21 protein-coding genes are annotated in these 24,200 nt (G+C 63.3%); 4 read left to right on the top strand and 17 right to left on the bottom strand.

Annotation, left to right across the window (positions count from 1 at the left end):
• Nucleotides 1-79 precede the first annotated feature (79 nt).
• Nucleotides 80-934: a KPN_02809 family neutral zinc metallopeptidase gene (gene ypfJ, locus PG892_RS05290; RefSeq protein ID WP_109111810.1), complete on the top strand. Its 855-nt coding sequence runs from the start codon at nt 80-82 to the stop codon at nt 932-934.
• Nucleotides 935-1,007: 73 nt separating this feature from the next.
• On the opposite strand, the gene PG892_RS05295 is transcribed toward ypfJ, so the two are convergent.
• On the bottom strand, nt 1,008-1,685 hold the full coding sequence (locus PG892_RS05295; protein WP_257711924.1) for an adenine nucleotide alpha hydrolase: 678 nt from the start codon (nt 1,683-1,685) through the stop codon (nt 1,008-1,010).
• A 154-nt stretch (nt 1,686-1,839) separates the two neighbouring features.
• On the opposite strand from PG892_RS05295, the gene PG892_RS05300 reads away from it, so the two are divergent.
• From PG892_RS05300 to PG892_RS05310, 3 genes are all read left to right on the top strand, one after another.
• Nucleotides 1,840-3,156 (top strand): MFS transporter, encoded by a 1,317-nt coding sequence (locus PG892_RS05300; RefSeq protein ID WP_270825205.1) that lies wholly within the window; start codon nt 1,840-1,842, stop codon nt 3,154-3,156.
• Nucleotides 3,157-3,276: 120 nt separating this feature from the next.
• On the top strand, nt 3,277-3,999 hold the full coding sequence (locus tag PG892_RS05305; RefSeq protein ID WP_052815346.1) for a MarC family NAAT transporter: 723 nt from the start codon (nt 3,277-3,279) through the stop codon (nt 3,997-3,999).
• A gap of 159 nt (nt 4,000-4,158) precedes the next feature.
• Entirely contained in the window at nt 4,159-4,362 is a 204-nt protein-coding gene (locus PG892_RS05310; RefSeq protein WP_041212219.1) for a hypothetical protein, read from the top strand.
• A gap of 103 nt (nt 4,363-4,465) precedes the next feature.
• Here PG892_RS05310 and tldD read toward each other — a convergent pair whose 3' ends face one another.
• The 16 genes from tldD to PG892_RS05390 all read right to left on the bottom strand — a co-directional run bounded on the left by tldD (nt 4,466) and on the right by PG892_RS05390 (nt 24,137).
• Nucleotides 4,466-5,914, bottom strand: coding sequence for a metalloprotease TldD (gene tldD, locus PG892_RS05315; RefSeq protein ID WP_069785497.1), 1,449 nt, complete (start codon nt 5,912-5,914; stop codon nt 4,466-4,468).
• Between the two features lie 57 nt (nt 5,915-5,971).
• The gene (locus PG892_RS05320) at nt 5,972-6,778 is read right to left on the bottom strand and encodes a carbon-nitrogen hydrolase family protein (protein ID WP_010672639.1); all 807 of its coding nucleotides are present in this window, start codon (nt 6,776-6,778) and stop codon (nt 5,972-5,974) included.
• 118 nt (nt 6,779-6,896) lie between these two features.
• Nucleotides 6,897-10,796, bottom strand: coding sequence for a YhdP family protein (locus PG892_RS05325; RefSeq protein WP_223916461.1), 3,900 nt, complete (start codon nt 10,794-10,796; stop codon nt 6,897-6,899).
• Entirely contained in the window at nt 10,797-12,266 is a 1,470-nt protein-coding gene (gene rng / locus PG892_RS05330; RefSeq protein WP_010672637.1) for a ribonuclease G, read from the bottom strand. It lies immediately after the preceding gene.
• Nucleotides 12,267-12,345: 79 nt separating this feature from the next.
• Entirely contained in the window at nt 12,346-12,933 is a 588-nt protein-coding gene (locus PG892_RS05335) for a Maf family protein (protein ID WP_143238171.1), read from the bottom strand.
• 52 nt (nt 12,934-12,985) lie between these two features.
• Nucleotides 12,986-13,471, bottom strand: coding sequence for a rod shape-determining protein MreD (mreD, locus tag PG892_RS05340; protein WP_010672635.1), 486 nt, complete (start codon nt 13,469-13,471; stop codon nt 12,986-12,988).
• Complete coding sequence (gene mreC / locus PG892_RS05345) at nt 13,471-14,379, bottom strand: rod shape-determining protein MreC (RefSeq protein WP_029313545.1); 909 nt, start codon at nt 14,377-14,379, stop codon at nt 13,471-13,473. The genes mreD and mreC overlap by 1 nt, the downstream gene beginning before the upstream one ends.
• A 41-nt stretch (nt 14,380-14,420) precedes the next feature.
• A complete protein-coding gene (locus PG892_RS05350; RefSeq protein ID WP_005308111.1) occupies nt 14,421-15,461 on the bottom strand; it encodes a rod shape-determining protein in 1,041 nt (346 codons plus the stop codon).
• 216 nt (nt 15,462-15,677) lie between these two features.
• Complete coding sequence (locus PG892_RS05355; RefSeq protein ID WP_270825206.1) at nt 15,678-20,057, bottom strand: DUF6701 domain-containing protein; 4,380 nt, start codon at nt 20,055-20,057, stop codon at nt 15,678-15,680.
• Nucleotides 20,041-20,508: an MSHA biogenesis protein MshP gene (locus tag PG892_RS05360; RefSeq protein WP_235690568.1), complete on the bottom strand. Its 468-nt coding sequence runs from the start codon at nt 20,506-20,508 to the stop codon at nt 20,041-20,043. Before PG892_RS05360 ends, PG892_RS05355 begins: the two co-directional genes overlap by 17 nt.
• Nucleotides 20,498-21,355, bottom strand: coding sequence for a PilW family protein (locus PG892_RS05365; protein ID WP_257711922.1), 858 nt, complete (start codon nt 21,353-21,355; stop codon nt 20,498-20,500). Before PG892_RS05365 ends, PG892_RS05360 begins: the two co-directional genes overlap by 11 nt.
• A complete protein-coding gene (locus PG892_RS05370; protein ID WP_257711921.1) occupies nt 21,355-21,927 on the bottom strand; it encodes a prepilin-type N-terminal cleavage/methylation domain-containing protein in 573 nt (190 codons plus the stop codon). The genes PG892_RS05365 and PG892_RS05370 overlap by 1 nt, the downstream gene beginning before the upstream one ends.
• On the bottom strand, nt 21,914-22,396 hold the full coding sequence (locus PG892_RS05375) for a prepilin-type N-terminal cleavage/methylation domain-containing protein (protein WP_257711920.1): 483 nt from the start codon (nt 22,394-22,396) through the stop codon (nt 21,914-21,916). The genes PG892_RS05370 and PG892_RS05375 overlap by 14 nt, the downstream gene beginning before the upstream one ends.
• A gap of 65 nt (nt 22,397-22,461) precedes the next feature.
• The gene (locus tag PG892_RS05380) at nt 22,462-22,923 is read right to left on the bottom strand and encodes a prepilin-type N-terminal cleavage/methylation domain-containing protein (RefSeq protein ID WP_257711919.1); all 462 of its coding nucleotides are present in this window, start codon (nt 22,921-22,923) and stop codon (nt 22,462-22,464) included.
• 19 nt (nt 22,924-22,942) lie between these two features.
• Nucleotides 22,943-23,602 (bottom strand): type II secretion system protein, encoded by a 660-nt coding sequence (locus tag PG892_RS05385; protein ID WP_257711918.1) that lies wholly within the window; start codon nt 23,600-23,602, stop codon nt 22,943-22,945.
• Between the two features lie 76 nt (nt 23,603-23,678).
• The gene (locus PG892_RS05390) at nt 23,679-24,137 is read right to left on the bottom strand and encodes a hypothetical protein (RefSeq protein WP_049637308.1); all 459 of its coding nucleotides are present in this window, start codon (nt 24,135-24,137) and stop codon (nt 23,679-23,681) included.
• Nucleotides 24,138-24,200 lie beyond the last annotated feature (63 nt).

Genomic DNA, 24,200 nt, shown 5'->3' on the forward strand with positions numbered 1-24,200 from the left:
CCAGCGGGGCTGACGCCCCGGCGAAATTCCCCTCCCACCTACGTCGGAGGGAGTCCCCTTTCGCATTTAAGATGGGGATATGCGCTGGCAAGATCGCCGTGAGAGCAACAATGTGGAAGACCGACGCCAGCAAGGCGGCGGCAACGGGGGCGGCGGCCTGCCCATCGGTGGCAAGGGGCGCCTGATCCTGCTGGTGGTGGTCATGGTGGCGGGGTACTACGGCGTGGACCTCGGCCCCCTGCTGCAGGATCCGGCCCCGCAGAGCCAGCCCCAGCGTCAGAACTCGTCCCAGGCTGCCAACGATCCCCTCGCCCGCTTCACCTCGGTGATGCTCGCCTCCACGGAGGACGCCTGGGGCGAGATGTTCCAGCAAAGCGGCAACCACTATCAGGCCCCCAGACTGGTGCTCTATCGCGGTGCGACCCGCACCGGCTGCGGCCAGGGGCAGTCGGTGATGGGGCCCTTCTACTGTCCGGCCGACAGTACCGTCTACATCGATCTCTCCTTCTATCAGGACATGCGCGACAAGCTGGGGGCCGACGGCGACTTCGCCCAGGGCTATGTGATCGCCCATGAGGTGGGCCACCACGTGCAGAACCTGCTCGGTATCTCCACCAAGGTGCGCCAGCAGCAACAGGGGCTGAGCCAGGTCGCCCAGAACCGGTTGTCGGTCAAGCTCGAACTCCAGGCGGACTGCTTCGCCGGGGTCTGGGGCCACTACATGGAAAAAGAGCAGGTGCTGGAGCGCGGCGATCTGGAAGAGGCGCTCAACGCCGCCCAGGCCATCGGCGACGACAGGTTGCAGCAGCAGGGTCAGGGCCGGGTCGTTCCTGACAGCTTCACCCACGGCACCTCGGCCCAGCGCCTCACCTGGTTCAAACGCGGTTTTGACAGCGGCAAGCCCGCCAGTTGCGACACCTTCGCCGCCCGCTGAAGGGGGCAAACGCAAAGGGGCCGATTCCTCACGGAGCCGGCCCCTTTCCTTTCTCACCCGAGGGGGTCTTCCCTCATTCGGAATCCTCCGCCAGCAGATCGGTGAAGACGAAGCCGTCCCGCAGCACCGTTTCCCCCACCCGGATGGGCAGGGGATGCAGGAACATGGGGCCGTCCCAGGCCAGGGTGTGAAATTCCCCGTTCTCGCCGCAGGGATCCACCCCGGCGGGCAGGGCAGCCAGGAAGGCCGGACCGAATTCATGACCACCTAACCCGGCGTCCAGCTTGCCCGGATCCAGGGTGCAGACCCTGGCCTTGAGCCCGGCGTCGATCATCGCCTGCGCCAGCTCGGTCGTGTCGCTGCCCCAGAGCGGGAAGAGCGGCGTGATGCCGGTCCCCGCCAGTTGCCGCTCCCGATAGGCGCGCACATCCTCAAGAAAGAGATCCCCGAACGCCATGTGGTAAATGTCCTTGACCTGCACATCGGCGATGAAGCCCGTCATGATGCGCCCATACTCCTCGTTGCTGCAGGGCCAGGGCAGGTCGATGGTGGTCAGCGGCAAGCCCACGCACTCAGCCTGTGCCAACAGCAACTGCTTGCGCACCCCGTGCATGGCCACCCGCTCGAACGCCTGGTTGAGTGTGGTGAACAGCCCCACCACCTCGATGGCCGGATCCTGGCGCAGGCGATGCAAGGCCCAGGCGCTGTCTTTTCCGCTGCTCCAGGAGAGCAGTACCTTTTTCTTCGTCATGATCTCTCCAGCTTCTTGCCGCACCGTGCTGCAAGACAGTGTTGCGAATTGTGCGATTTACATTGCGGGACACAAAAGCATACCCTCGTGGGTGAGCGTATCCCCGCAGCACACCGGGGAGAATAACTAAAAAAACGATGGGAAACATAAGGATATGAGTAAAGTCAGCACATCGCACGACCACGGTCGCCCCCTCAATCGACAGGATTACAAGACCCTGAGCCTGGCGGCGCTGGGCGGCGCCCTCGAATTCTACGACTTCATCATCTTCGTCTTCTTCGCCGTGGTCATCGGCGAGCTCTTCTTCCCGGCCGACATTCCCGAGTGGCTGCGCCAGTTCCAGACCTTCGGCATCTTCGCCGCCGGCTACCTGGCCCGCCCCCTGGGGGGCATCATCATGGCCCACTTTGGCGATCTCATCGGCCGCAAGCGGATGTTCACCCTCAGCATCATCCTGATGGCCTTGCCGACCTTGCTGATCGGCCTGCTGCCCACCTACGCCGTGCTCGGCATCGCCGCCCCCCTGCTGTTGCTGCTGCTGCGGATCCTGCAAGGGGCCGCCATCGGCGGGGAAGTCCCCGGTGCCTGGGTCTTCGTGGCCGAACATGTGCCCGCCCGCCGGGTCGGTGTCGCCTGCGGCACCCTCACCGCGGGGTTGACGGCCGGCATCCTGCTCGGCTCCCTGGTGGCGACCGCCATCAACCGTGGCATGAGCCCGGGCGATGTGAGCGACTGGGGCTGGCGTCTGGCCTTCGTGCTCGGCGGCGTGTTCGGCATCGTCGCCATGTACCTGCGCCGCTGGCTGCACGAGACTCCGATCTTCGCCGAGATGCAGGCCAACAAGTCCCTGGCCGAGGAGCTGCCCCTCAAGACGGTGCTGCGTGAACACAAGGGCAGCGTCGTCGTCTCCATGCTGCTGACCTGGCTGCTCTCCGCCGGCATAGTAGTGGTGATCCTGATGACCCCGACCTATCTGCAGAAGGTCCACGGCATCAGCCCGGCCGATGCCCTGACCGCCAACTCCCTGGCCATCGTCGCCCTCACCCTGGGCTGCATCGTCTATGGTCGCCTGATCGATGCCATCGGCAGCGGTCCTACCTTCATCCTGGGCTCCCTGCTGCTGGCCGGCGCCACTTATACCTTCTACCACAGCCTGGCAGCCGGCACGGATCAGCTGGTGCCCCTCTACATGCTGGCGGGCTTTGCGGTGGGGATCGTCGGCGCCGTGCCCTACGTCATGGTCAATGCCTTCCCGCCGGTGGTGCGCTTCTCCGGGCTGTCGTTCTCCTACAACGTGGCCTACGCCATCTTCGGCGGTCTCACCCCCATGCTGGTCACCCTCTGGATGAAGGAGGACGTGCTGGCCCCCTCCCACTATGTGGTCAGCCTGGCCGCCCTCGGTTTCGTGCTCGGCATCTGGCTCTGGCTGCGCCAGCGCGGCCAACGCCAGGCCACCCCGCAGGCCGCCTGATCCTTCCCAAGCAAGCCCCGCACTGTCGGGGCTTGTTCTTTGCGGATATCATCGACCGGGTGGCGGTCCGCTGCGGACCTGCCAGCTCACCCCAATCCGTCCATCTGCCCGAGGTCCACTATGTTCTTCCAGGTCGTCTTTCTCGCCTTGCTGGCCCTGCTGCCCATGGTCAACCCGCCCACCACGGCCACCCTGCTGCTGGGATTGAGCAAGGGCATGTCCCGCGAGCACATTCGCCGCCAGATCAACATGGCCGCCCTCTATCTGTTCGCCACCCTGTGCGTCAGCTTCTTCATCGGATCCTCCATCCTGGATCTGTTCGGGATCTCCATTCCCGGCCTGCGCCTGGCCGGTGGCCTCATCATCGCCTTCATCGGCTTTCGCATGCTGTTCCCCTCGCCAAACCAGTCTGCCGGGGTCGAGGCCAACCAGAATATCGCCTTCGTGCCCCTGACCATGCCCAGCATGTGCGGACCCGGCACCATGGCGCTGGTGATCAGCGGCGCGGCCCAGATCGCCGAGCTGCCGGCCGAGGCCGATCGCGTCGTCATCTATGCCGCCATGGTCACCGCCTTCGCCCTGATGAGCCTGATCAGCTGGGGTGTGCTCAAGCTGGCAGATCCCGTGTGCAAGATCCTGGGAGCCACCGGCATCGACGCCATGACCCGCATCATGGGTTTCCTGCTGGTGTGCATGGGTATGCAGTTCTGCATCAACGGCGTCAAGGAGGTGGCGCAGGATCCCGTCTTCCATGGCCAGGTGATGGAACAACCCGCTGCCGCCTTGCCGACCCATGCCGGATCTACCGCCCTCGATCATCTCGCCGTGCCGCGCGAGCCCTGATTGAAAACGGTGTCATTTTTCGTGCAAATCCCTCCTGATCTTGCGCCTGATCATATTGCCTTCATCTTGATGGGGTAGTCTGGTTTTTGTACAGGCAGGGTTCAGAAGGTTGCCGCTAGCGTGGCATGTGCTGACCCCATCACTTGAGGAGATATGCAAATGGAAAAGATGCTGACCGAGATTGGAAGCTACAGCCTGTTTCATGAGTATCTGAACGTGGTCGGTGCCGCCAGCCCCGCGCTGACCCGGATCAAGACAGGATGGGAGTTCAAGCGAAAGGATCGCCTGCTCGCCCAGATAAGGGTGGATGACCACGGCCACGCCCGCTTCTTCATCGACGCCCGCGCCATTTCGGTCAACTGACCCGACCCCTTTCCCAGCCCCGGCGCCTGCCGGGGCTTTTTATTGCTTGCGCGTTCCAATAAAAACCCCGGCGCCGGGCCGGGGTTTACAAAGGTGTGTGACCTTACTGGGTGCCGCCCACGGTGAGCTGATCCAGCTTGAGGGTGGGCTGGCCGACGCCGACCGGCACGCTCTGCCCCTCCTTGCCGCAGACCCCGACTCCGCGATCCAGCGCGAGATCACGGCCCACCATGGAAACCTGGCTCATCGCCTCGGGGCCGTTGCCGATAAGGGTCGCTCCCTTGATGGGCGCGGTGATCCTGCCATCCTCGATGAGGTAGGCCTCGGAGGCGGAGAAGACGAACTTGCCGGAGGTGATGTCCACCTGACCGCCACCGAAGTTGGGGGCATAAATGCCCTTCTTCACCGAGGCGATGATCTCCGCCGGATCGTACTGACCCGCCAGCATGTAGGTGTTGGTCATGCGCGGCATCGGCAGGGCGGCGTAGGATTCGCGGCGGCCGTTGCCGGTGAGCGGCACCCCCATCAGGCGGGCGTTCTGCTTGTCCTGCAGGTAACCCTTGAGAATGCCGTTCTCGATCAGCACGTTGTAGCCCCCCGGCGTCCCCTCGTCGTCGATGGAGACGGAGCCGCGCCGACCCGGCAGGGTGCCGTCATCGACGATGGTGCAGTGTTTGGAAGCCACCTGCTCGCCGATGCGCCCGGCAAAGGCGGAGGAGCCCTTGCGGTTGAAGTCCCCCTCCAGACCGTGACCCACCGCCTCGTGCAGCAGCACGCCGGGCCAGCCGGCACCGAGCACCACCGGCATGGTGCCGGCCGGGGCGTCGATGGCCTCCAGGTTGACCAGGGCCTGGCGCACCGCTTCACGCACATAGCCAAACGCCCGGCTCTCGAGCCCGTCCAGCTCGAGGAAATGGTCGTAACCGAAGCGGCCACCGCCACCGGCGCTGCCGCGTTCACGGCGATCCCCCTTCTCGGCGATGACGGTCACCGAGAGGCGCACCAGCGGACGCACGTCGGCGGCCAGGGTGCCATCGGTGGCGGCCACCAGGATCTCTTCATAGACCCCGCTGATGGAGGCCATCACCTGATTGATGGCGGGATCCAGACTTCTGGCGAACTTGTCCATCTGCTCCAGCAGGGCAATTTTCTGCTGCTTGTCGAGGGTCTGCAGGGGATCCAGCGCCGGGTAGAGCAGGTTTGCTTCGGTGCGAGCCCATGCTTTTACCTTGCCGTGAGCACCGGCGGCGGCGATGCCGCGAGCGGCAGTCACCGACTGTTGCAGCGCCAGCAGGCTCAGCTCGTCCGAGTAGGCGAAACCGGTCTTCTCGCCGCTGACGGCGCGCACCCCCACCCCCTGATCGATGTTGTAGCTGCCATCCTTGACGATGCCGTCCTCCAGCATCCAGGACTCGTGCCAGCTGCGCTGGAAATAGAGGTCGCCGAACTCCACCTGATGGCTCATCAGGCTGCCGAGCAGCTGTTGCAGCCGCCCTTCGTCGAGATCGTTCGGGGCCAACAGGGAGGCACTAACCTGGCTCAATAGACTCAAATCTTTCTCTCCACTCTCATGCGAGATGTCGTAACGGTTAAATCCACGGCCGCGGGCTCACAGCAGGCGGGCGTGTTGCAGCACCGGCATGGTGCGTTTCAATTCATCGATCAGGGCCCCATCCAGCGGCGCCAGCACAGTGCCCTGCCCCGACGCCCGACAGGCCAGCACCCGGCCCCAGGGGTCGATCACCATGCTGTGGCCCCAGGTCTGGCGCCCCGTCTCGTGGGTGCCCCCCTGGTTGGCGGCCACCACGTAGCACTGGTTCTCGATGGCACGGGCCCGCAACAGGGGCTCCCAGTGCGCCTCGCCGGTGACGGCGGTAAAGGCGGCAGGCACCAGCAGCACCCGGGCACCGGCCCGGGCCAACTGGCGGTAAAGCTCGGGAAAGCGCAGATCATAACAGATAGAGAGGCCGAGGGGACCAAAGGGGGAGTCCACCAGCACAGGCTGATCACCCGGGCTGAAGGTCTCCGACTCCCGGTAGCGGCCGTGATTGTCCGCCACGTCCACGTCGAACAGGTGGATCTTGTGGTAATGCCCCTTGAGCTCGCCGTCGGGATCGAACACCAGGGTACTGGTGTGGATGTGGTCGGCACCGGCGATGGCGGTGGGCATGGCCCCGGCCACCAGCCAGATGCCGTGGGATTTGGCCCAATCAGAGAGTTGCTGCTGGATTGGGCCATTTCCCAATGGCTCTGCCCCGTCCAGATACCCCTGCCGCTCGCCAAAGAGGGCGAAGTTTTCCGGCAGCAGCACCAGCAAGGGGCGCTCCCCGGGCAGACTCGCCAGCTCGGCGGCGATCCGCTCCCGGTTATCCTGCCAGGTACGACCCGAAATCAACTGCATGGCGGCTAGCCACATGACGCGCTCCTTCTGTTGGGCGAGCCGGTGACACAAGGCCTTCTCGGCTCGCAGGGCAATATCTGCACTATGAGGGGTTTGGCGGCCGGGGGAAAGTCCCCCAGCCCGGCGCTGGCCCTCAGCGCTGACCCGAGCCCTGATGCTTGGGATTGAGCAGGAAGGGGGTGACCTCCTTGGCGGGCAGGCCGGGCGCCACCGCATCCACCGCCTCCTTCTGCTGCTGGTTGAGCTTGATGCGGGCGCGATCCCGCCCCGCCTCCACCAGCCTGGGGGCGTCCAGCGGGCCGGAGACCCGAAAATCGATGCGGGTCACCACGTCCACCACGGGCTCCAGCAGCTTGGAGAGGGCCAGCACATAGAGCCCGGTGATGGGAGTCAGGGAGAAGGCCGCCACCACGGGCAGGGTGCCCCCCAGGTTCGGGGAGAAACTCAGATCAAAGTCGAGCCGCCAGCGCACCAGATCCGCGATGCCCTTGCCCCGCAGGTTGCCCGCCGCCCCCTTCATGTAGAAGTCGTTGTTCTCCACCACCCCCTGATTGACCTTGGCGGAGGCGGACATGGACTCGAAATAGAAGCCCTTGTCGAATACATCGCGAAAATCGAGGCGCAGCTTGCGCATCAGGGAGTCGAGGCTCAGCAGGGAGAGCAGCCGGGCCCCCTTGTCGTTGACCTCCCGCAGGGTGCCTCCCTCCAGCTGGTAGTCGATGCTGCCCGCCAGAGTCGGCAGGCTCAGGCGGTAGGGCACGTCACGCCAGTTCAGATCCAGCGCCAGCTTGCCCGGGGCATCCCCGATGGGCGAGGTGTAGCCGAGCCGCTTGAGCAGCAGCTCGCTGTTGCGGGTCTCGAGGTTCACCCTGGCACGGGTCTGCATCTGGCTGCCACGGGCCAGCCACTCGGCGCTGCCGCGCAGGGTGCTGCCCGCCAGGCGCATCTCCAGCCCCTTGAGATCCAGCCGGTTGGCCCCGGGCAGCAGCTCCCCCTTCACCTCACCCAGGGGCAGCTCGCCGAAGCGGCAATCCACGCAGCTGAAGGTGAGCCAGGGAATGGCGTCCATGATGGCCCGGTCCTGGCGCTCATCGGGATCCGGGCTGAGATCGGTCCCCTTGCCGGACCAGTAGATGCGGGCAAACTTGGCATCGATGGGGCGCCCATCGGCCACCGGCACCCGCACCACCCCCATCACGTCGGGGCTGTCGATCATCACCTCGGTGGCCTGGTTCACCGGCCCCAGGGTGAAGTGCACCGCCTTGAGGCTGGCGCTGCCGATGTCGGCACGGGCCAGTTGGCCATCTACCCACCACTCCTGGGGCAAGAAAGCGGGACCCACCACCGCATTGTCACTCGGCGCCGTGCCAGCAGGCAGCCACTGCTTGAGACGGGCCAGCCAGCCGGCCACGTCCACCTGCTGCTGATTGATGGCGAGCAGCATGGGCTTGTCCTGCATCACCCGCGCCCCGGGCTGGCCGATGTTGACCCGCACCCGGCCGAGGTAGGGCACGCCGTCGCCGTACACCAGGCGGCTCTGCATGTCGATGTCCGCCCCCAGCACGGCGCGGATATCGGCGCTGCCATCCCGCCCACGGGCCGTCACCTTGAGGGGCAGCCGGGTACCCGCCGCCTTGGTCAGGGGCACGGGCAGATCCAGCCCCATGCCCTGCAGGTTGGAGTCCAGCGCCAGCTGGAAGCTGAACGCCTTGTTCTCGGGCAGGGTCAGCCCCAGGGTACCCGACCAGTTGCTGCGCCCCTGGAGCATCTCGAGGGCCGGTATATCCCGGCGCTGGCGGCGGCTGTCCCACTGCCCCTGGAACTTGAGGTCGGCCTGATAGCCGTGGGGCAGTTGCCGCCCCTGATAATCCAGGGTCAGCGGCTGGTTCCACAGGCTGGCCTTGAGGTTGTGAATGCGCGTCTGCTCGTTGTCATACTCGAGCGTCCCTGCGACCCCGTCGAGTGGCAGGTCCAGGGAGGCGATCCTCACCTTGTTGTCCTTGAAGCTGGCTTCCCCGCTGGCCTTGACCTCCCCCTCGCCATCCAGCGGTATGTCAAGCTTCACCGTGCCCTTCATGGGGCCGCGGATCTCCACCTCCCGCAGCGCCTGACCGACGGATCCCCCCAGCGGCGAGTCCTGCAAATAGTCGCTGATGGCCTTGCCCTCGCCCTCAACCCTGGCATCCACGTAGAGGTGAGCCCCCGGATAGAGGTCCGGGATCCAGGCGTGCACCGAGTCGGAGCTGGCCTTGCCGAGCTGGGTGGCGCGGCTGTTCATGTCGAGGCTGGCGTTCTGGAACAGCAGATCGATCTGCAGGTCGGTCAGCGGCTGCCAGCCCGGGAAAAACTCGTAGGTGGCCTGTTGCAGCGGCACCGCCACCTGGAAGACGCCCTTGCCGTTGTCGTAGGGGAAGTCACGGAATTCGCCGTACCAGAGCAGGTCGGCCCCCTTGGCCTTGCCCCCCTTGATGGCGCCGCTCAGGTAGCTCACCAGCCCCTCATCCATCACCGCCAGGGGGTAGTAGCGATCCGCATGGGCCGCGTTCTTGACGTCGATCCGCCCGGTCAGGGCGAGGAAGGGGTGCTCGAACAGCTCGAGGCGAAACCGGCTGGCGAGGCGCAGATCCGGGTTCTCCAGGGCAATGTCCTGACCATAGAGCACCCAGCCTTGCGGCGCCCGCCACCAGTCGAGGGCCGCACTCAGGCTGTCCACCGGGATGGGTTCCTTGAAGTGGCGGGCCGGATCCACCTTGCCTTTGCCCAGGGTCAGGCGGGCGCGTCCCCCGTTCGGGGTCAGCCAGAAGTCGCCGTCCAGCTTTTGCAGACCGGGCACATCGTGCCAGGCCCGGGTCCCGAAGCCGCGCAGTTGCCCCTGCAAAGAGAGCCCCTGCCAGTCCCCGTCGGCCTGCAGGACCAGCTCCTGCAACTGGCCCCTTGGCCGGGTGCGCTTGAGGGTCTCGGTCAGCTCGGGATAGAGGCCGGAGACCAGCTGGCTCAGGTTGGCAATCTGGTCGAGATCGATGGCGGGCACATAGCCCTGGATGCGCGAGCCGATGCGCTCGAGCTGCAGGCGGCTGTGCAGCCAGGTGGCGCCATCGAGCTTGAAGATGACGTCGTGGCTGGCGAGTTGCCACGCCTCGCCGTCCCGACGCAGCTGGATCTTGCCCCCCTGCAGGTCGAGGCGGTGCGGCTCTCCCTTGATCTCGTCTTTCCAGATCAGGTGGTTGTTGCCAAAGGCCAGCAGGGAGTTGCCGAGCCTGCCCTTCTCGAACTCGCTCCAGAGCTGGAAGTCGAGCTGGCCGCTCACCGGCGGCGCGCCGGCGTGGATCCGGGCCAGCATGGGGCTGATGTCCAGCTCGCTGGCCCCCAGATAGAGCTGGCCCTTGAGGCGGTCGAGCCGCACCTCGGGGGCATCCACATCGATGATGAGGTCCAGGGTGCTCTCTCCCACCCCGTTGATGAGATAGGCCTTGCCGACCCCCTGATGCCGCTTGCCGCGGTTCTGCCAGCGCAACTGGGCGATGTCGAGGGCGCGCACCTCCCCCAGTGCCGTGGTGAGGCTCAGGCGTGTGTCGTGAATGTCGAAGGTGGAGAGCTGGGTCAGCAGGAAGTGCAGCAGGGCTTCCTGCTGGTTCGCGCTCTTCCCGCTGACGGGGGTGGCGGGCTGGGTCATGTCCAGCGCGATGTTGCCGTCGCTCAGGATCAACTGGCCAAACACCGGTCTGAGTTCGTTGAGGGAGCGCCAGAAGTCGAGGTGGGCCCACACCTTGCCAAGGCGCAGGGAGAAACGCCCCGAATCGGGGGCGATGGCCAGTCCTTCCAGCCCGATGGCCGGGCCGCGGGGAGTCCACTCCAGCCCGACGTGATCCACGCTCACCTCGAGCTGACTCTCTCCGAGCAGGGTCCCTATCACGGCCGCCCGGTGCTGGTTGAGCAAAGGGCCGCCCAGTCGTACCACGCTGACCAGAACGGCCAGCAGCACGAAGAAGACTCCGAGGGCCAACCAGCCCCGACTCAGCCAGCGATAGACCAATTACATCATCACCACATCGAACTGTTCCTGCCCACAGAGCGGCTCGGAGACCACCCTGACCTGCTTGCCGATGAAGACTTCCAGCTCCGCCAGACTGTGGGACTCCTCCCCCCGCAGGTAATCGGCCACCGAGGGGGCCGCATAGACGGTGAACTGATCCGCGTCGTAGGCGCGGTTGACCCGGATGATCTCCCGAAGGATCTCGAAGCAGACCGACTCCACCGTCTTGACCCGGCCGCGCCCCTTGCACTCGGGGCACTCGGCGCAGAGCACGTGCTCCAGGCTCTCCCGGGTGCGCTTGCGGGTCATCTCCACCAGCCCGAGCTGGGAGAAACCGTTGACGTTGGTCTTGGCCCTGTCTTTGGCCAGCGCCAGCTCCAGGCTGTGCAGCACCCGGCGACGGTGATCCTCGGACTGCATGTCGATGAAGTCGATGATGATGATGCCACCGAGGTTGCGCAGGCGCAGGTGACGGGCGATGGCGGCGGTGGCCTCGACGTTGGTGTTGAAGATGGTCTCTTCCAGATTGCGATGGCCGACGAAGGCCCCGGTGTTGATGTCCACCGTGGTCATGGCTTCGGTCTGGTCGATGATGAGGTAGCCGCCGGATTTCAGCTCCACCTTGCGCTCCAGGGCCCGCTGGATCTCGTTCTCCACGTCGTAGAGATCGAAGATCGGCGACTCGCCGGTGTAGTACTCCAGCTTGTTGGCAAGCTCGGGCACGTACTCCTCGGTGAAGCGCTTGAGCTGATCGAAGCTCTGGCGCGAGTCGACCCGGATCTTGTCGAGCTCGGCACCGACGAAGTCACGCACCACCCTGAACGCCAGGCTGGGATCCTCATAGAGGATCTTGCAGGGGGGATACTTCTGCTTGCGCTCGAGGATCTTGCGCCACAGGCGCTTCAAGAAGGCGGCGTCCTGTTCCAGCTCCTGCTCCCCCACCCCTTCGGCGGCGGTGCGGATGATGTAGCCGCCCAGTTCGTCCACATAGCCGGCCACGGTGCGCTTGAGGCGCTCGCGCTCCGCCTCGGATTCGATGCGCTGGGAGACCCCCACGTGGGCACTGCCCGGCATGAAGACCAGATAACGGGATGGCAGGGTGATGTCGGTGGTGAGGCGGGCCCCCTTGGTACCGAGCGGGTCTTTGACCACCTGTACCATGATGTCCTGCCCCTGGCGCACCAGTTCGGCGATGTTGCCGGCCTGGAACTGCTCCTTCTCCTTGATCGCCACGCACTCGGTATGGGGGACGATGTCGGAGGCGTGCAGGAAGGCGGCCTTGTCCATGCCGATGTCGACGAAGGCGGCCTGCATGCCGGGCAGCACGCGGCTGATCTTGCCCTTGTAGATATTGCCCACGATGCCGCGCTTGGCCTGACGCTCCACATGCACTTCCTGCAGCAGACCGTTCTCGACCAGGGCGACCCGGGTTTCGGAGGGGGTGACGTTTACCAGCAGTTCTACCGACATAAGTTACCTTGCCTTTCTAGTTTTGAATTCTGGCACGACGAACAACGGGTAACTCAGCAGCGCACTGCTGACGAGAGGATTACCGGGTCTGCTCGAGGTGCTGCTTGATCAACAGGTCCGTCTCCAGCAGGGGCAGGCCGACCACGGCACTGTAGCTCCCCTCGAGGCGACTGACGAATTTGCCGGCAATGCCCTGGATGGCATAGGCGCCCGCCTTGTCGCACGGCTCGCCGGTGCGCCAGTAGGCTTCGATCTCGGCCTCGTCCAGCTTGCGAAACGCCACGTTGGTGGTGACCAGTCGCACATCGCACCGCTCCGGGGTGGCCAGGGCCACCGCCGTCATCACCTGGTGTACCCGCCCGGAGAGGGCTTCCAGCATGTCCTTGGCGTCCAGCAGGTCGGAGGGTTTCTCCAGCACCCGCTCCCCCAGCACCACTATGGTGTCGGCCCCCAGCACAGGCAGCGCCGTCGGCGCCGCGGCCACACCGGCCATCGCCTTGTCGCGGGCCAGCCGGCAGACGTAATCCTGGGGCTTCTCACCGTCGTTGCGCAGCTCCGGCACATCCAGCTTGAGGACCTCGAAACGGTAGCCCAGGCGGGTCAGAAGATCGTGCCGGCGGGGGGAGCCCGAGGCGAGATAGAGTTGCAGTTCGTTGTGCTTGTTCATACTTCACTCAATGAGACGATGCGCAGTTACAATGCGTTGTTTTTATTCACATTCACTTGATATTGAAGCGACGCCGCACCTTGCGCAAGACCATAAAAATCCAGGGCCATATTAACATCGTCGTCAACGTCGACCAAAAGTAGGCGAAGTTGAGGCTGGCCCGGCTGAACAGATGCTCCGCCCAGAACACGGTGATCTTCCCCACCAGGGAGAGCAGACCGATGATCAGCGCCTGCTGCCAGAGGGAGAAGTTGCGGATCTTCTGGAACTGGAAGGCCGCCAGGTAGGTGGTGATGGCCATGGCCATGGCCCGCACGCCGAGGGTGCTGCCGAGCAGCACGTCCAGCAGCAGGCCCGCCACCCAGGCGGTGCCGACGTTGGTCCGGTGCGGCAGCGCCAGCGCCCAGTAGATGAGCACCATGGCAAGCCAGTCCGGACGGAAGGGTTCGAATTGAAAGGGAAGCGGCAGGATGGAGAGGCACAGGGCCAGCAGGATCGAACACCAGATCCAGATCCTGCCGCTGGCGGGTTGCAGCATCAGCGCGTCGCCCCCGCCGCCGAGGTTGCCGTGGCCGCCGAGGCGCTCGCCGCAGGCTCAAGGGCATCCTTGTCGTGTACTTCCGGTTTCTTGTCGGTCCACAGCAGCAGCAGGTAGCGCAGACGGTCCAGCGCCACCAGCGGCTTGGCCTCGATCTGGGCGAAGGGCTTGCCCTCCACGTAGTCGGAGCGGGTCACGGTCGCCACCGGATAACCTTCCGGGAAGCGGCCGCCCAGGCCCGAGGTGACCAGCAGATCGCCGACCTGGACGTCGGTGTTGCGGGGCAGGTTGCGCAGCTCCAGCTTGTCCAGCTCGCCGCTGCCGGAGGCGATGGCGCGCAAGTCGTTGCGCAGCACCCGCACCGGGATGCCGTGGCTGGAGTCGGTGATGAGCAGCACGCGACTAGTGGTGGAGCCCACGTGGAGCACCTGACCGACCACTCCCTGATCGTTGATCACCGGCTGGCCGTTGTAGACGCCATCCAACGCCCCCTTGTTGATCAGCACCTGATGACTGAAGGGGTCGGAATCCACCGACAGCAGCTCGGCCACCATCTTGCGGGACTCCTTGTGTACCGGCGACCCCAGCAGCTCGCGCAGACGCTGGTTCTCGTGCTCCAGCTGATCCATCTTGAGCAGGCGCGAGCGCAGGGTGAACAGTTGCTGCTCCTGCTGCTTGGTCTGCTCGATGAGATCGGCGCGGGTCTGCACCTGGGTCGACATGGTGTCGAGCAGGGTGCCGGGGGCGTTGGCGATGTATTGCAGCGGGCTCACCAGGGAGCTCAGATAAACGCGGACATGGCTGAACACACCGAAGCGAGAATCCGCGACGATGGCAGCGACGGAGATGATGACGGCGAGAAACAACCGTAACTGAAGCGAAGGGCCTCTACCGAAGATGGGTTTCATGAGTCGTCAAAAAAGAGCCGGCGCTCGGCCGGCTTTGGGTCTTATTCGTAGTGGAACAGATCGCCACCGTGCATATCGATCAGTTCCAGCGCCTTGCCACCGCCACGGGCGACACAAGTGAGGGGATCTTCAGCCACGACGACCGGGATGCCGGTCTCTTCCATCAGCAGACGGTCGATGTCCTTGAGCAGGGCACCACCACCGGTCAGCACCATGCCGCGCTCGGAGATGTCGGACGCCAGCTCGGGCGGGGATTGCTCCAGGGCCACCATGACGGCGGAGACGATGCCGGAGAGCGGCTCTTGCAGCGCTTCCAGGATCTCGTTGGAGTTCAGGGTGAAGCTGCGGGGCACACCCTCGGCCAGGTTGCGACCGCGCACTTCGATCTCGCGCACCTCTTCGCCCGGGTAGGCGGAGCCGATCTCGTGCTTGATGCGCTCGGCGGTGGCTTCCCCGATCAGGCTGCCGTAGTTGCGACGCACGTAGCTGATGATGGCTTCGTCGAACTTGTCGCCACCGATGCGCACGGACTGGGAGTAGACCACGCCGTTCAGGGAGATGATGGCCACTTCGGTGGTACCGCCACCGATGTCCACCACCATGGAACCGGTCGCTTCGGAGACCGGCAAGCCGGCACCGATGGCGGCAGCCATGGGTTCATCGATCAGGTAAACCTCGCGGGCGCCGGCGCCCAGAGCGGATTCCTTGATGGCGCGACGTTCCACCTGGGTGGAGCCGCAGGGTACGCACACCAGCACGCGCGGGCTGGGGCGGAAATAGTTGTTGTCGTGAACCTGTTTGATGAAGTGCTGCAGCATCTTCTCGGTCACGTAGAAATCGGCGATCACGCCGTCTTTCATCGGGCGAATGGCGGAGATGTTACCCGGGGTACGACCCAGCATCTGCTTGGCGGCATGACCGACAGCAGCGACCGATTTGGCGTTCCCGCGCTCTTGGCGAATGGCGACAACTGAGGGTTCGTTAAGGACGATCCCTTGATCTTTTACATAGATCAGGGTGTTGGCAGTTCCCAAGTCGATCGACAGATCGTTGGAAAAGACGCCTCTGAGCTTTTTGAACATGGCTACGGGAAATCCTAAGAATTTGGAGGTGCAGAAAACCGGCTAACTTTACCAATGCCCACCCCAATGGGCAAGCGCTCAAACTGTCGCCAATCAATCAGGCGCGACAAAAATGCGAGTCATCACTCACCCGCTCAGGCCGACAAACACTACGAAACAAGGAGATAAGACGCCACTGTACAGCAATGCGTCTATCTCCCCGTGTCAGCCCGGGTGTCAGGGCATCACTTCGCGGCGATAAATAATGCGATCGTTACCTCGAGTGGAGCCGAAAATGGCCTCCCCCGCCTGAGTAAGTGGATCCGACAGCCAGAGTGGCCGTGACGGCTGTTTCGACAATTCCACCTTGTAGGGGATGCCAACAACTTTATTTGGTACTGGTACTAGCGCAGAGAAATGAAACAGGATCTCACCTTTGTTTGCCGTCGCTACACTGGCTGGCGCAGCCAAACCACTGAGCGTCAGCGTACTGCGGAAAGATTGCGGCGGCGTGGTTCCTGGCACCTGACCCGTGACCTCATAGGAGCCGTTGTTGAAACTGATCTTGCGCGTCGGATCCAGGATGGTTGCCGGATCAAAACCATTATTAGCCAGAGATAGTTGTGTACAAACATCCGCTTGATTGATTTTCCACCCCCCCCCTTCGAAATATTGCACCTGCAGCGGCAACGCAAGCGGGGCGCTGGCAACTCCCTGCCGGGTACTGGCCAGTAATCGACCGAAATAGGCTTGCATCGGCACACTGTCGAGCAGCCGGGCATTGCATCCGCTACCGTTGCAATCCCCCACCACAGCATCATTGAAGTTCGGGCTGGCAATCAGGGAGTGGTCACCATCGTTGTCCCTCATATAGAGACCAAATAACAGCGACTTGTAGGGTCCGTCCGGCTGGGTGTCGGACAGGCGCACGAACTCGCTGGTGCCGGTAAACGCCGCTCGCCCGTTGAGCCATGGCAGGGGCTGTAGGCTACGCAAGCGACTCGACAGCGAGTTGCCATCCTTGTTGTTGGCTGTCGTGATATAGGCTTCCCCCTTGGCAAAGAGACCCGTATAGTTCTGGGTCTGCCCCCCCGCCATGTTACGGGCCACCACCTCCAGCTCAATGCCAAATGGCTGACTCATATAGGTAAAGTCTCGCTCTGGTGCCGTCATATCCTCACAGGCTGGCACAACATCACTGCTCATCAGATTGAAATCCCAGGGCACGAAGCGCCCTACCGGCACGCTGCTGGCGGCGGGTATGGTGTAGCCAAAGTAACCCAAGGTCGGCGGGGTCGCCGTCATCCGGAAGACCCCGACCTCGTTGAGTGACTGAGTCATGGTGTTGATGCTGCCGGCCGCGATGGCATGGTCATAATTTTGCTTGCCGACCACCGCCTCGACACCGGGTTTGGGTGCCACCAGCTCGCTGCCCAGCGCAATATTGGCCAGCGCGAAGTTGGGGGTCGCCAGGTTGCCGCTGCACAGGTCCTTGTCATCATCCGCTTGCCAAGCCACCCCTTTGATATTCAGCTGGAACGCCTCACCGGTCTTCTTGAACACCGGACAACTGGCATCCCCTGCCGCACAGGCCCCCTGGGTGGGCGTGATGCAGAGCCCGGCCGGGCGGCTGACGAACAGATCCGAGCCCGTCATCACCAGTCCTGCCGTGTCGCCACTGCCATCGTGACGGGCATTGAGTCGCATCTGCCCAGCATCCGGATAGTTCACTTTCTTCAGCGTTGCCTTACCCTGGCTATCGAAATTCAAGTTGATGACAGTGCCCGCCGGCGAAGCCACATTGGCGGCATAAGTCGAGACAGAATTGCCATCTATCGTGACCTGACTGCCAAATGCATTGGCATTGGGGGTGACATAAGACCCCCAGACGCTGACCGGCTTGCTCACGCTGGCAAAATCGGGAACGCACAGCTTGGTCACATCGTCTTTCTTTACGGCGCTTATCACCACATCCTGTGGCTTGTTGGCATCGGTATCCAGCACATTGAACACGAAGCCGCTGTCGGCGAAGCTCAAGGTACAGGCGGCGGCGCTCAGGGCACCACTGCCGGCGCGGCACAGGGTGGTGCTCAGGGGTTTGGTGGACGGCGTCGAGCCGCTCACTCCCACTGTGATGGCCGTCGCCAGATTGTTGCGTAGCTGCAAGGTGGTCGTGCCGCCGCTGAAATTGACGGTGGCGGTGTTGCCGTTGTAGCTCACCTGGCTGCCGGCTATCCAGCCGTTGCTGCCATTCTTGAGGGGGGTCAGGATGGCGCTCACCGGGTCCGTGAACAGTTGGCTGCAACTGGCGTTGGCGCAGGCCCGAATGGTCAGAGTCTCGGGGTTGCAGGTCAGGGCCTGACCGGAGTGATCGAACTCGAAGTGATCGATCTGGGTCCCCACCGGATTGGATTTGAGAGCGCAGATCCGGACGTTGTCGAGCTCATGGTAGTTCGTCACAGAACCGGTGGAGCCGGTGAGCGACAGCAGGAAGTTGGCGGGCACCGCCGCCTGCCCCGTCTGGTTCACCATATTGATGGGCCCCACCAGCATGGTGTAACCCAAGCCCGTGTTCCGCTCAACCGACGCAAGTGAACTGCCGGCAGTGCGCGAGTCAATGGTGATGCGGTAACGATGGGGGCGGTTGCCATTGGTTCCGCTGTCCACTGCCGGGCTCAGGTTGCTCGCCGTTCCCGCCAGATAGCGATAGCCCGAGGTCCCCGAACTGGCACCGGAGCCACGAATGGAAACGGCCTGAGGACGAGACCCGGGATTATAGGAGCCCCCCTCGTTGGCATAGTTGCCGTATTCGTCGATACCGACCCCCATCCAGCCGCCGGCAAAACCGCTGATCCCGGTCTTGAAGCCATAACCCAGCGGGCCACCGAAGGCGCCGGGCTGGGGCGTGATCGTCGCATCGGAGAGCACCACCGCCATCCCGTCCGCCCCGCTCGAGCCGGAGGTCTTGTAGGCATACTGATCAAACTCGATAGTCACCAGATTGCTGGCCCCCGGGAAGATGCGCTGGAAGGTCGCAGAGGTGGCCTGGTTGGTCGTATTTTGGGTCAGCCGCAGGCGACCGTTTTGCAAAGAGGGCAAGGTACTGCCATTGCGTTGAGCCACCACCCAGTCGCTGCCAAGGGTACTGGCGGAGAAGTCATCGCTGAAACAGGTCAGTGGGTCTTCACACATGCCCGGCCAGTCGCCGGTGAAGGGCTCGTGGATCACCTTGCTGTTGTTGGTCATGGAGACGTTCACCGCCGACACGGCACCGGTCAGCACGGCCTGACCACTCATGGCCAGATCCCCGGCGTTCACATAGAGAATGGCGTTGAGTTTGGTATTGCCGCTCATGGTGACCTTGCCGAAGTGATACATCATCAGGTCGTTGGCCTTGCCCCCGGCATTAACCTCCATCTGGTCGCTCAGGGCCAGATCGCTCTTGATGTACAACCTCGCGGCACTGCCGCTGTCAAAGATCAGCCTGTCGTTCTGGCCGAGCTCCATCTTGTCTATCCAGTGGTTGCCGCCACGGAAGTAGAAATTGATGTTGGAGGTGCTCTGGTGTTTGAACGTCTTGAGATAGCTGGCCTGCAGATACCCGTTGAGAGTGCCGTTGCCGCTCACCTCCAGGGTCTGGTGAAGCTGGAGCGTCAGATCGCTGCGACTCCCCGCAGCGGAGATCCGGCTCTCGCTTTCCATCTTGAGTTCATAGACGGCCAGGGAGCTCTGCCCCTGGAAGGTCATGGCACTGTTGCTCTTCATCCCCAGGCTTTTGATAAACCAGTCCCCTGCCCCCATGAGCACGCTCTGGCCACTGGCAGAGACCTCCATGGTGACCTTGTCCAGGTAGTGCGGCTGGAAGACGGCGGTCCCGGTATTGCCATTGCCCGAGACCTCAAGGGTGCTGTAGACGGTGACCCTGGCGTCATTGAGCTTGCCCTGACCCGTCACCGTCAGATCGTTCACATGAAGATCTCCCGACCCGGTGACGCCACTGTTGTAACCATTCTTGATGGTCATCTTCTGGGCATAGACGGTCGCCCCGTTGAGGTTGAGCATCGCCCCTTCGCTGATAGACAAGGTATCGAAGCGATAGGTCTGGCCCGATTTCAGGGTCGCCACGCAGCTGTTGCCCCCCCACGAGGCGTTCTTGTAGTCACCGGCAGCAGGAGAGATGGCCCCGTCGCAAGCGAGATCATTTTTCCCGCTGTAGGAGGGGAAGCCCCCCGGGTTGGCCGGAAACGCGTCGGGATCGCTGATGAAGGTCACATCCTTGAGCACACTGGCAAGGGTGCCGCTGACGTTGCAATTGGAGACCCAGGTGCCGTTGTTCCAGAAACCACCGTTGTTGCAGTTGGCGTTGGGCTGGATGTATTTGGTCAGGAAGGGGTAACTGGCCCCCACTGTGGTGCTGATGATCTTGCTTTCATTGTTCATGCTCAGCATGCCGGGGGAGGCGTGGCTCTGCACCGGGAAAAGGAAGGCTTCTGTACACTGGCTGGCGGCCTGCACCGAGGTGGATCCCAGCAAGATCCACAACAGGGCGCTGCGAAGAGGCTGGCTGGACTTCATGGGGTCTGGCTCCTTGGCAGGGGGCTCATGGCGTCGCTCCATCAAAGGCTTCCGCCACCAGGGTGCGGCTGACGGCAAAATCGGGGTTCGGGCCGCTGCCGGCATCGGGCTGGCCACAGCGCCCTTCGCTGCTGAATCGGTATCCGGTCTGGGTCCCTCCGGCCGCACTCACCGTCACCCTGTTGCAGGTGATGGTGGCCTGACACCCGGCAAGCCCGGGCTCGGTGAAGTCGAGCGCTATGGGGACGCACCGGCTGGCCTGCCCCTGCCACTCCCCATTGGGATAGAGCCGGTACAGTGCAACTTCGAGCCCGCTCTGGGCCGCCATCAGGGCACGCACGCCGCGCACCTCCACCGTATGCTTCTCGCTGCTGTCCACCAGGAAACGCCCCATGGCCGCCGCCAGCAGGGCCATGATGACGATGACGAAGAGGGCGATCAGGATGGCGCTGCCCCGCTGGGACCTCACCATGGTGGGAGTGTCAGGGCACATTGAGGGTCTCCAGCTTGTGGTGGAAGACGACGTGCTCGTCGCGCTGCTCGAACTCCAGTCGCAGCCCCACCTCGCTCTGGTTGAAGGCGGCGGGTTCCCGATAGAAGTAATAGGCGGCGGGACGAATATGCTCCGCCATCAACCGGGTGGTCTCGCTGCTGCTCAGGGTGTCGTCGAGGGACTTGGCCATGCGCCAGAGGCTGCCCCCTCTCACGCAATAGAGCACCTGCTGGTTCGCAAAATAGATGCGCTGGCCCGGGGAGTCCTTGGCGAGCGCACCAGCCAGGGTCAGCGGCACGGCCCCGGAGACGGGAGTTCCTACCTCGGTCACTCTGGCAGTGCAACGCCCCTGCACACACCCCTTGTCCAGCGTGATGGTACTGCCAGAGGTCGTGTCAGGCAGCGGATAGATGATGGCCGTATCTTCCTTTGCCGGCATGGTGACTGGCTCGACGATGCGAAGCACGGTGCTGCTCGCCGTCTCCAGGTAGCGGCCAGCGGTGGCGATGGGCCAGAACCGCAGACAGGCCCCCTGCTCCTGGGCACCGCCCCCTTCGTCCTCGACCCGCACCGAACCGGGGACGGCGTCGCGCACCTCGCGATTGAGCCGCTCCAGGGCGAAACGGGCATCGCTCATCAGTTGCTCGCGGCGGCTGGCATCCCCGTAAATCTGGGTGCCGATGCCGATAAACTGGCTGGAGAAGGTCGCCATCACCCCGAGCAGCAGGATCACCATCACCAGCTCCACCAGGGTGAAGCCCCCCTCACGCCCGGGTCGGACGCGGTCACGGGAGAGTCTGGCACATGGGTATTCCCACGCGGCCTCACGGGAATGTGGCTTGCCCATCAGTAGTTCCCCCGATAGAGGCCGAAGACCAGCTCGCTCCCGTCCGGCAGGCGCACGGTCAGGGTGATGCGCTTGCCGATGGACTCAGCCCCCTCCCCCGCGCTGCCAAAGAGGGTATCCGGCACCACCGCGATCTTCACCTGGTAGCGTCGATACTCCTCCTCGCTGCTCGCGGCCGAGGCCTGAGTAAAGTAGTTGGCGTCCACCCAGCGGCCTGCCGTGTCGAAATCGTCCACGTCGTTGAACCCGTAGGGGCGGGTCTCGCCACCATCGGGGCCATAGTCGGCGCTCGCCGTGCAGGGGGGATAGGTAAAGGCGGGCACACCGGCCGTCTCGCCACAGCGAAAACGGCCGCCGTTGTGATCGGAATGCTCGTCGAAAGACTTCTCCAGCATCTCGCCGAGAATGCGCTGGGCGAGCTGGGCGGCCCGTACCTGCTGCACCGGATCCACCGCCTGGGGAGCCTGATTGATAAGCAGCCCCAGGATGCCGGTGAGCGCCACGGCCAGCAGCACGATGCCGACCACGAACTCGACCAGGGTGAAGCCGCGGCAGATCTTAGGGGATCGCATGGATATAGCCTTCCGGCTCGATGCGCAGCCGGGCGCTCTCCTGCCCGCTGCTCACCGCCAGATTGCAGCCATTGACGCAGGTTGAGGGTGAAAGCGGACGGCCGCTGCGCTTGTCGAAAGAAAAGCTCCCTTGAGGCAGGGAGAGGCCGCCGGAGGCGGTGATGACTCGCCCCCGGCTCTGCTCGTCCGCACTCCAGCCGGAGATGGGCTTGGGGGTACAGCTGCCAAGCAGGGTCAGATGACCGAACCGGCTCGGCTCCACCACCAGTTGGGTGCAGCGCGCCTCCCCTTCCTGCATGTTCATGGTCTGCACCAGCCGCAACCGGGCCACCAGCTCATCGCGCAGGGTATGGGTTTCAAAGCCGCCTTTGCCCAGCCACTTGGGCACGGCAAAGGCGGCCAGAATCCCGAGCAACAGGATCACGATCACCAGTTCAATCAGGGTGAAACCTTCGTCCCGTTCAGTCATGATGAGCAACCCTTGAAAGAAATAGAGAGAGGACAGCCTCTCTCTATCTTGTTCATTTATAAGATTTACTTACAAGCAGTGACTGCTGCTGTTGGCTGAGAGCCAGAAGTAATAGCTTGCGTATAGGTGACATAACAGTCGGTGGCAGTACTGGCGGAAACACCAGCCGGGAAGATCTTGATGCTGCTAGATGCAGGAGTACCAAAGCTCCAATCATTAGTGCTCAGCTGCAATACTTTCTCCAGATCATCCTTGGTCGCCTTGGGATACCCGAAGGCAATACCGACATCGACACCATTACCGATATCCAACGTATCGGAAGCTGTAGTGTCTTTACCAGCGATAACGGCCTTGCTATACACCATGGCACCGGCAGAGTTCAGGGAACCTTCAACCCCTTTCAGGGTGGAAGTACGCGCATCATCCTGCAGATTCAGGAACTTGGGTGCGGCGGTGACCGCCAGAATGCCCAGAATGATGATCACGATGACCAGTTCGATCAGGGTAAAGCCCGATTGCTTTTTCATTACGTCTTTCCTCGGTTTATCAATTGATATGGGTGGTCACCTGGCCGGAGGCCGGGCGATAACTGAAACTCATGAACGCATCCGTGCTCCCTTGCGGGTCCTGATAACGTCCATCACTTCCCTTGCTCAGGCTGTTGACCAGATAGTAACGGCAGACCGAATCCAGTCCATTGTTGCTCACCGTGGCATAGAACTTCAGGTCATTGCCGCTACCGCGCACCTCGTCAAAGCGGGCAGTAGCCTTGGGAGGATTCTGCAACAACCCCTCCCAAATATTGAGGCAGCGGGCCGCCGTCAGACTGGCCGGATCCACATCGGGCGTGCCGCTTGCTGCCGTGTCCATGGGATACCCGGGAGAGAGCTCGCCATTGCTGACCTGACTGTCGGTCGGCGTGGTCAGATAGAAACGCGAGCCGTCATAGAGCACGGTGTTGAGTCCATCCTGCCTGGCGCGCCCCTCGGCCTCCCACTGGGCCCGCACCAGGGACACCCCAGTGGCGAAACCGCCGGACACCCCTTCCACGCTCGCCTTCTTCGCCTCGTCGGTCACATCGAGAAAACGGGGCAAGGCGGTGACGGCCAGGATCCCCAGGATCACGATGACGATCACCAGCTCAATCAGGGAAAAACCGGCCATCCGGCCAAGCGCCCTAATGGGTCTCACTCTTTTTGCTGCCATGCTGCCTCCGTAATGGTCCGCATTATTTCATGCGGATAGAAAAAAATCATGTCAATGAAATACTTGAAGCACCCAATCAGGGGAGGGCCACCACCCGGCCATCGGTGAAGCTGTAGTACAGCCAGTGCCCTTCCTGGCCGAATTCACACCCGTCGCCTCCTTCGCTGGCAAGGGCCTGCCAGGATGAAAGCCCCTCATCGTGCCCCAGCAGGGCGAGCCAGAGCTGACGGCAATCGGCCGATGGCGACTGGCGCGGCAACACCGCCAGAGGCCAGCCCCGCTCATCGAACTGCCAGGCTGTGCCCTCGGCATGGAGCACCGACGGACGCCGCTCGTCGAGCCAGCGTCCGTGCAGGCGCTGGGCCCGCTGTGCGAACTGCTCACCGAGCAGGCTGGCGCTGATGGCCAGCGCCTCTTCCCTGTGATTGCGATAGCTCATGACCAGGGTCGTGACGATGACTGCCAGCAGGATAAAGACAACGACCCGCCGATATCCCCCCAGCCAGTGCTCATCCTGCTCGGACTCTCTGCTCATGCCCTTTCATACCTTGTTCTCTGTGCCCGGCACGGGCGGCATCCGGATGACCGGAAGATACTG

Origin of the sequence: Aeromonas sp. QDB68 (assembly GCF_027707405.1) — a bacterium.
Classification (GTDB): domain Bacteria; phylum Pseudomonadota; class Gammaproteobacteria; order Enterobacterales; family Aeromonadaceae; genus Aeromonas; species Aeromonas caviae.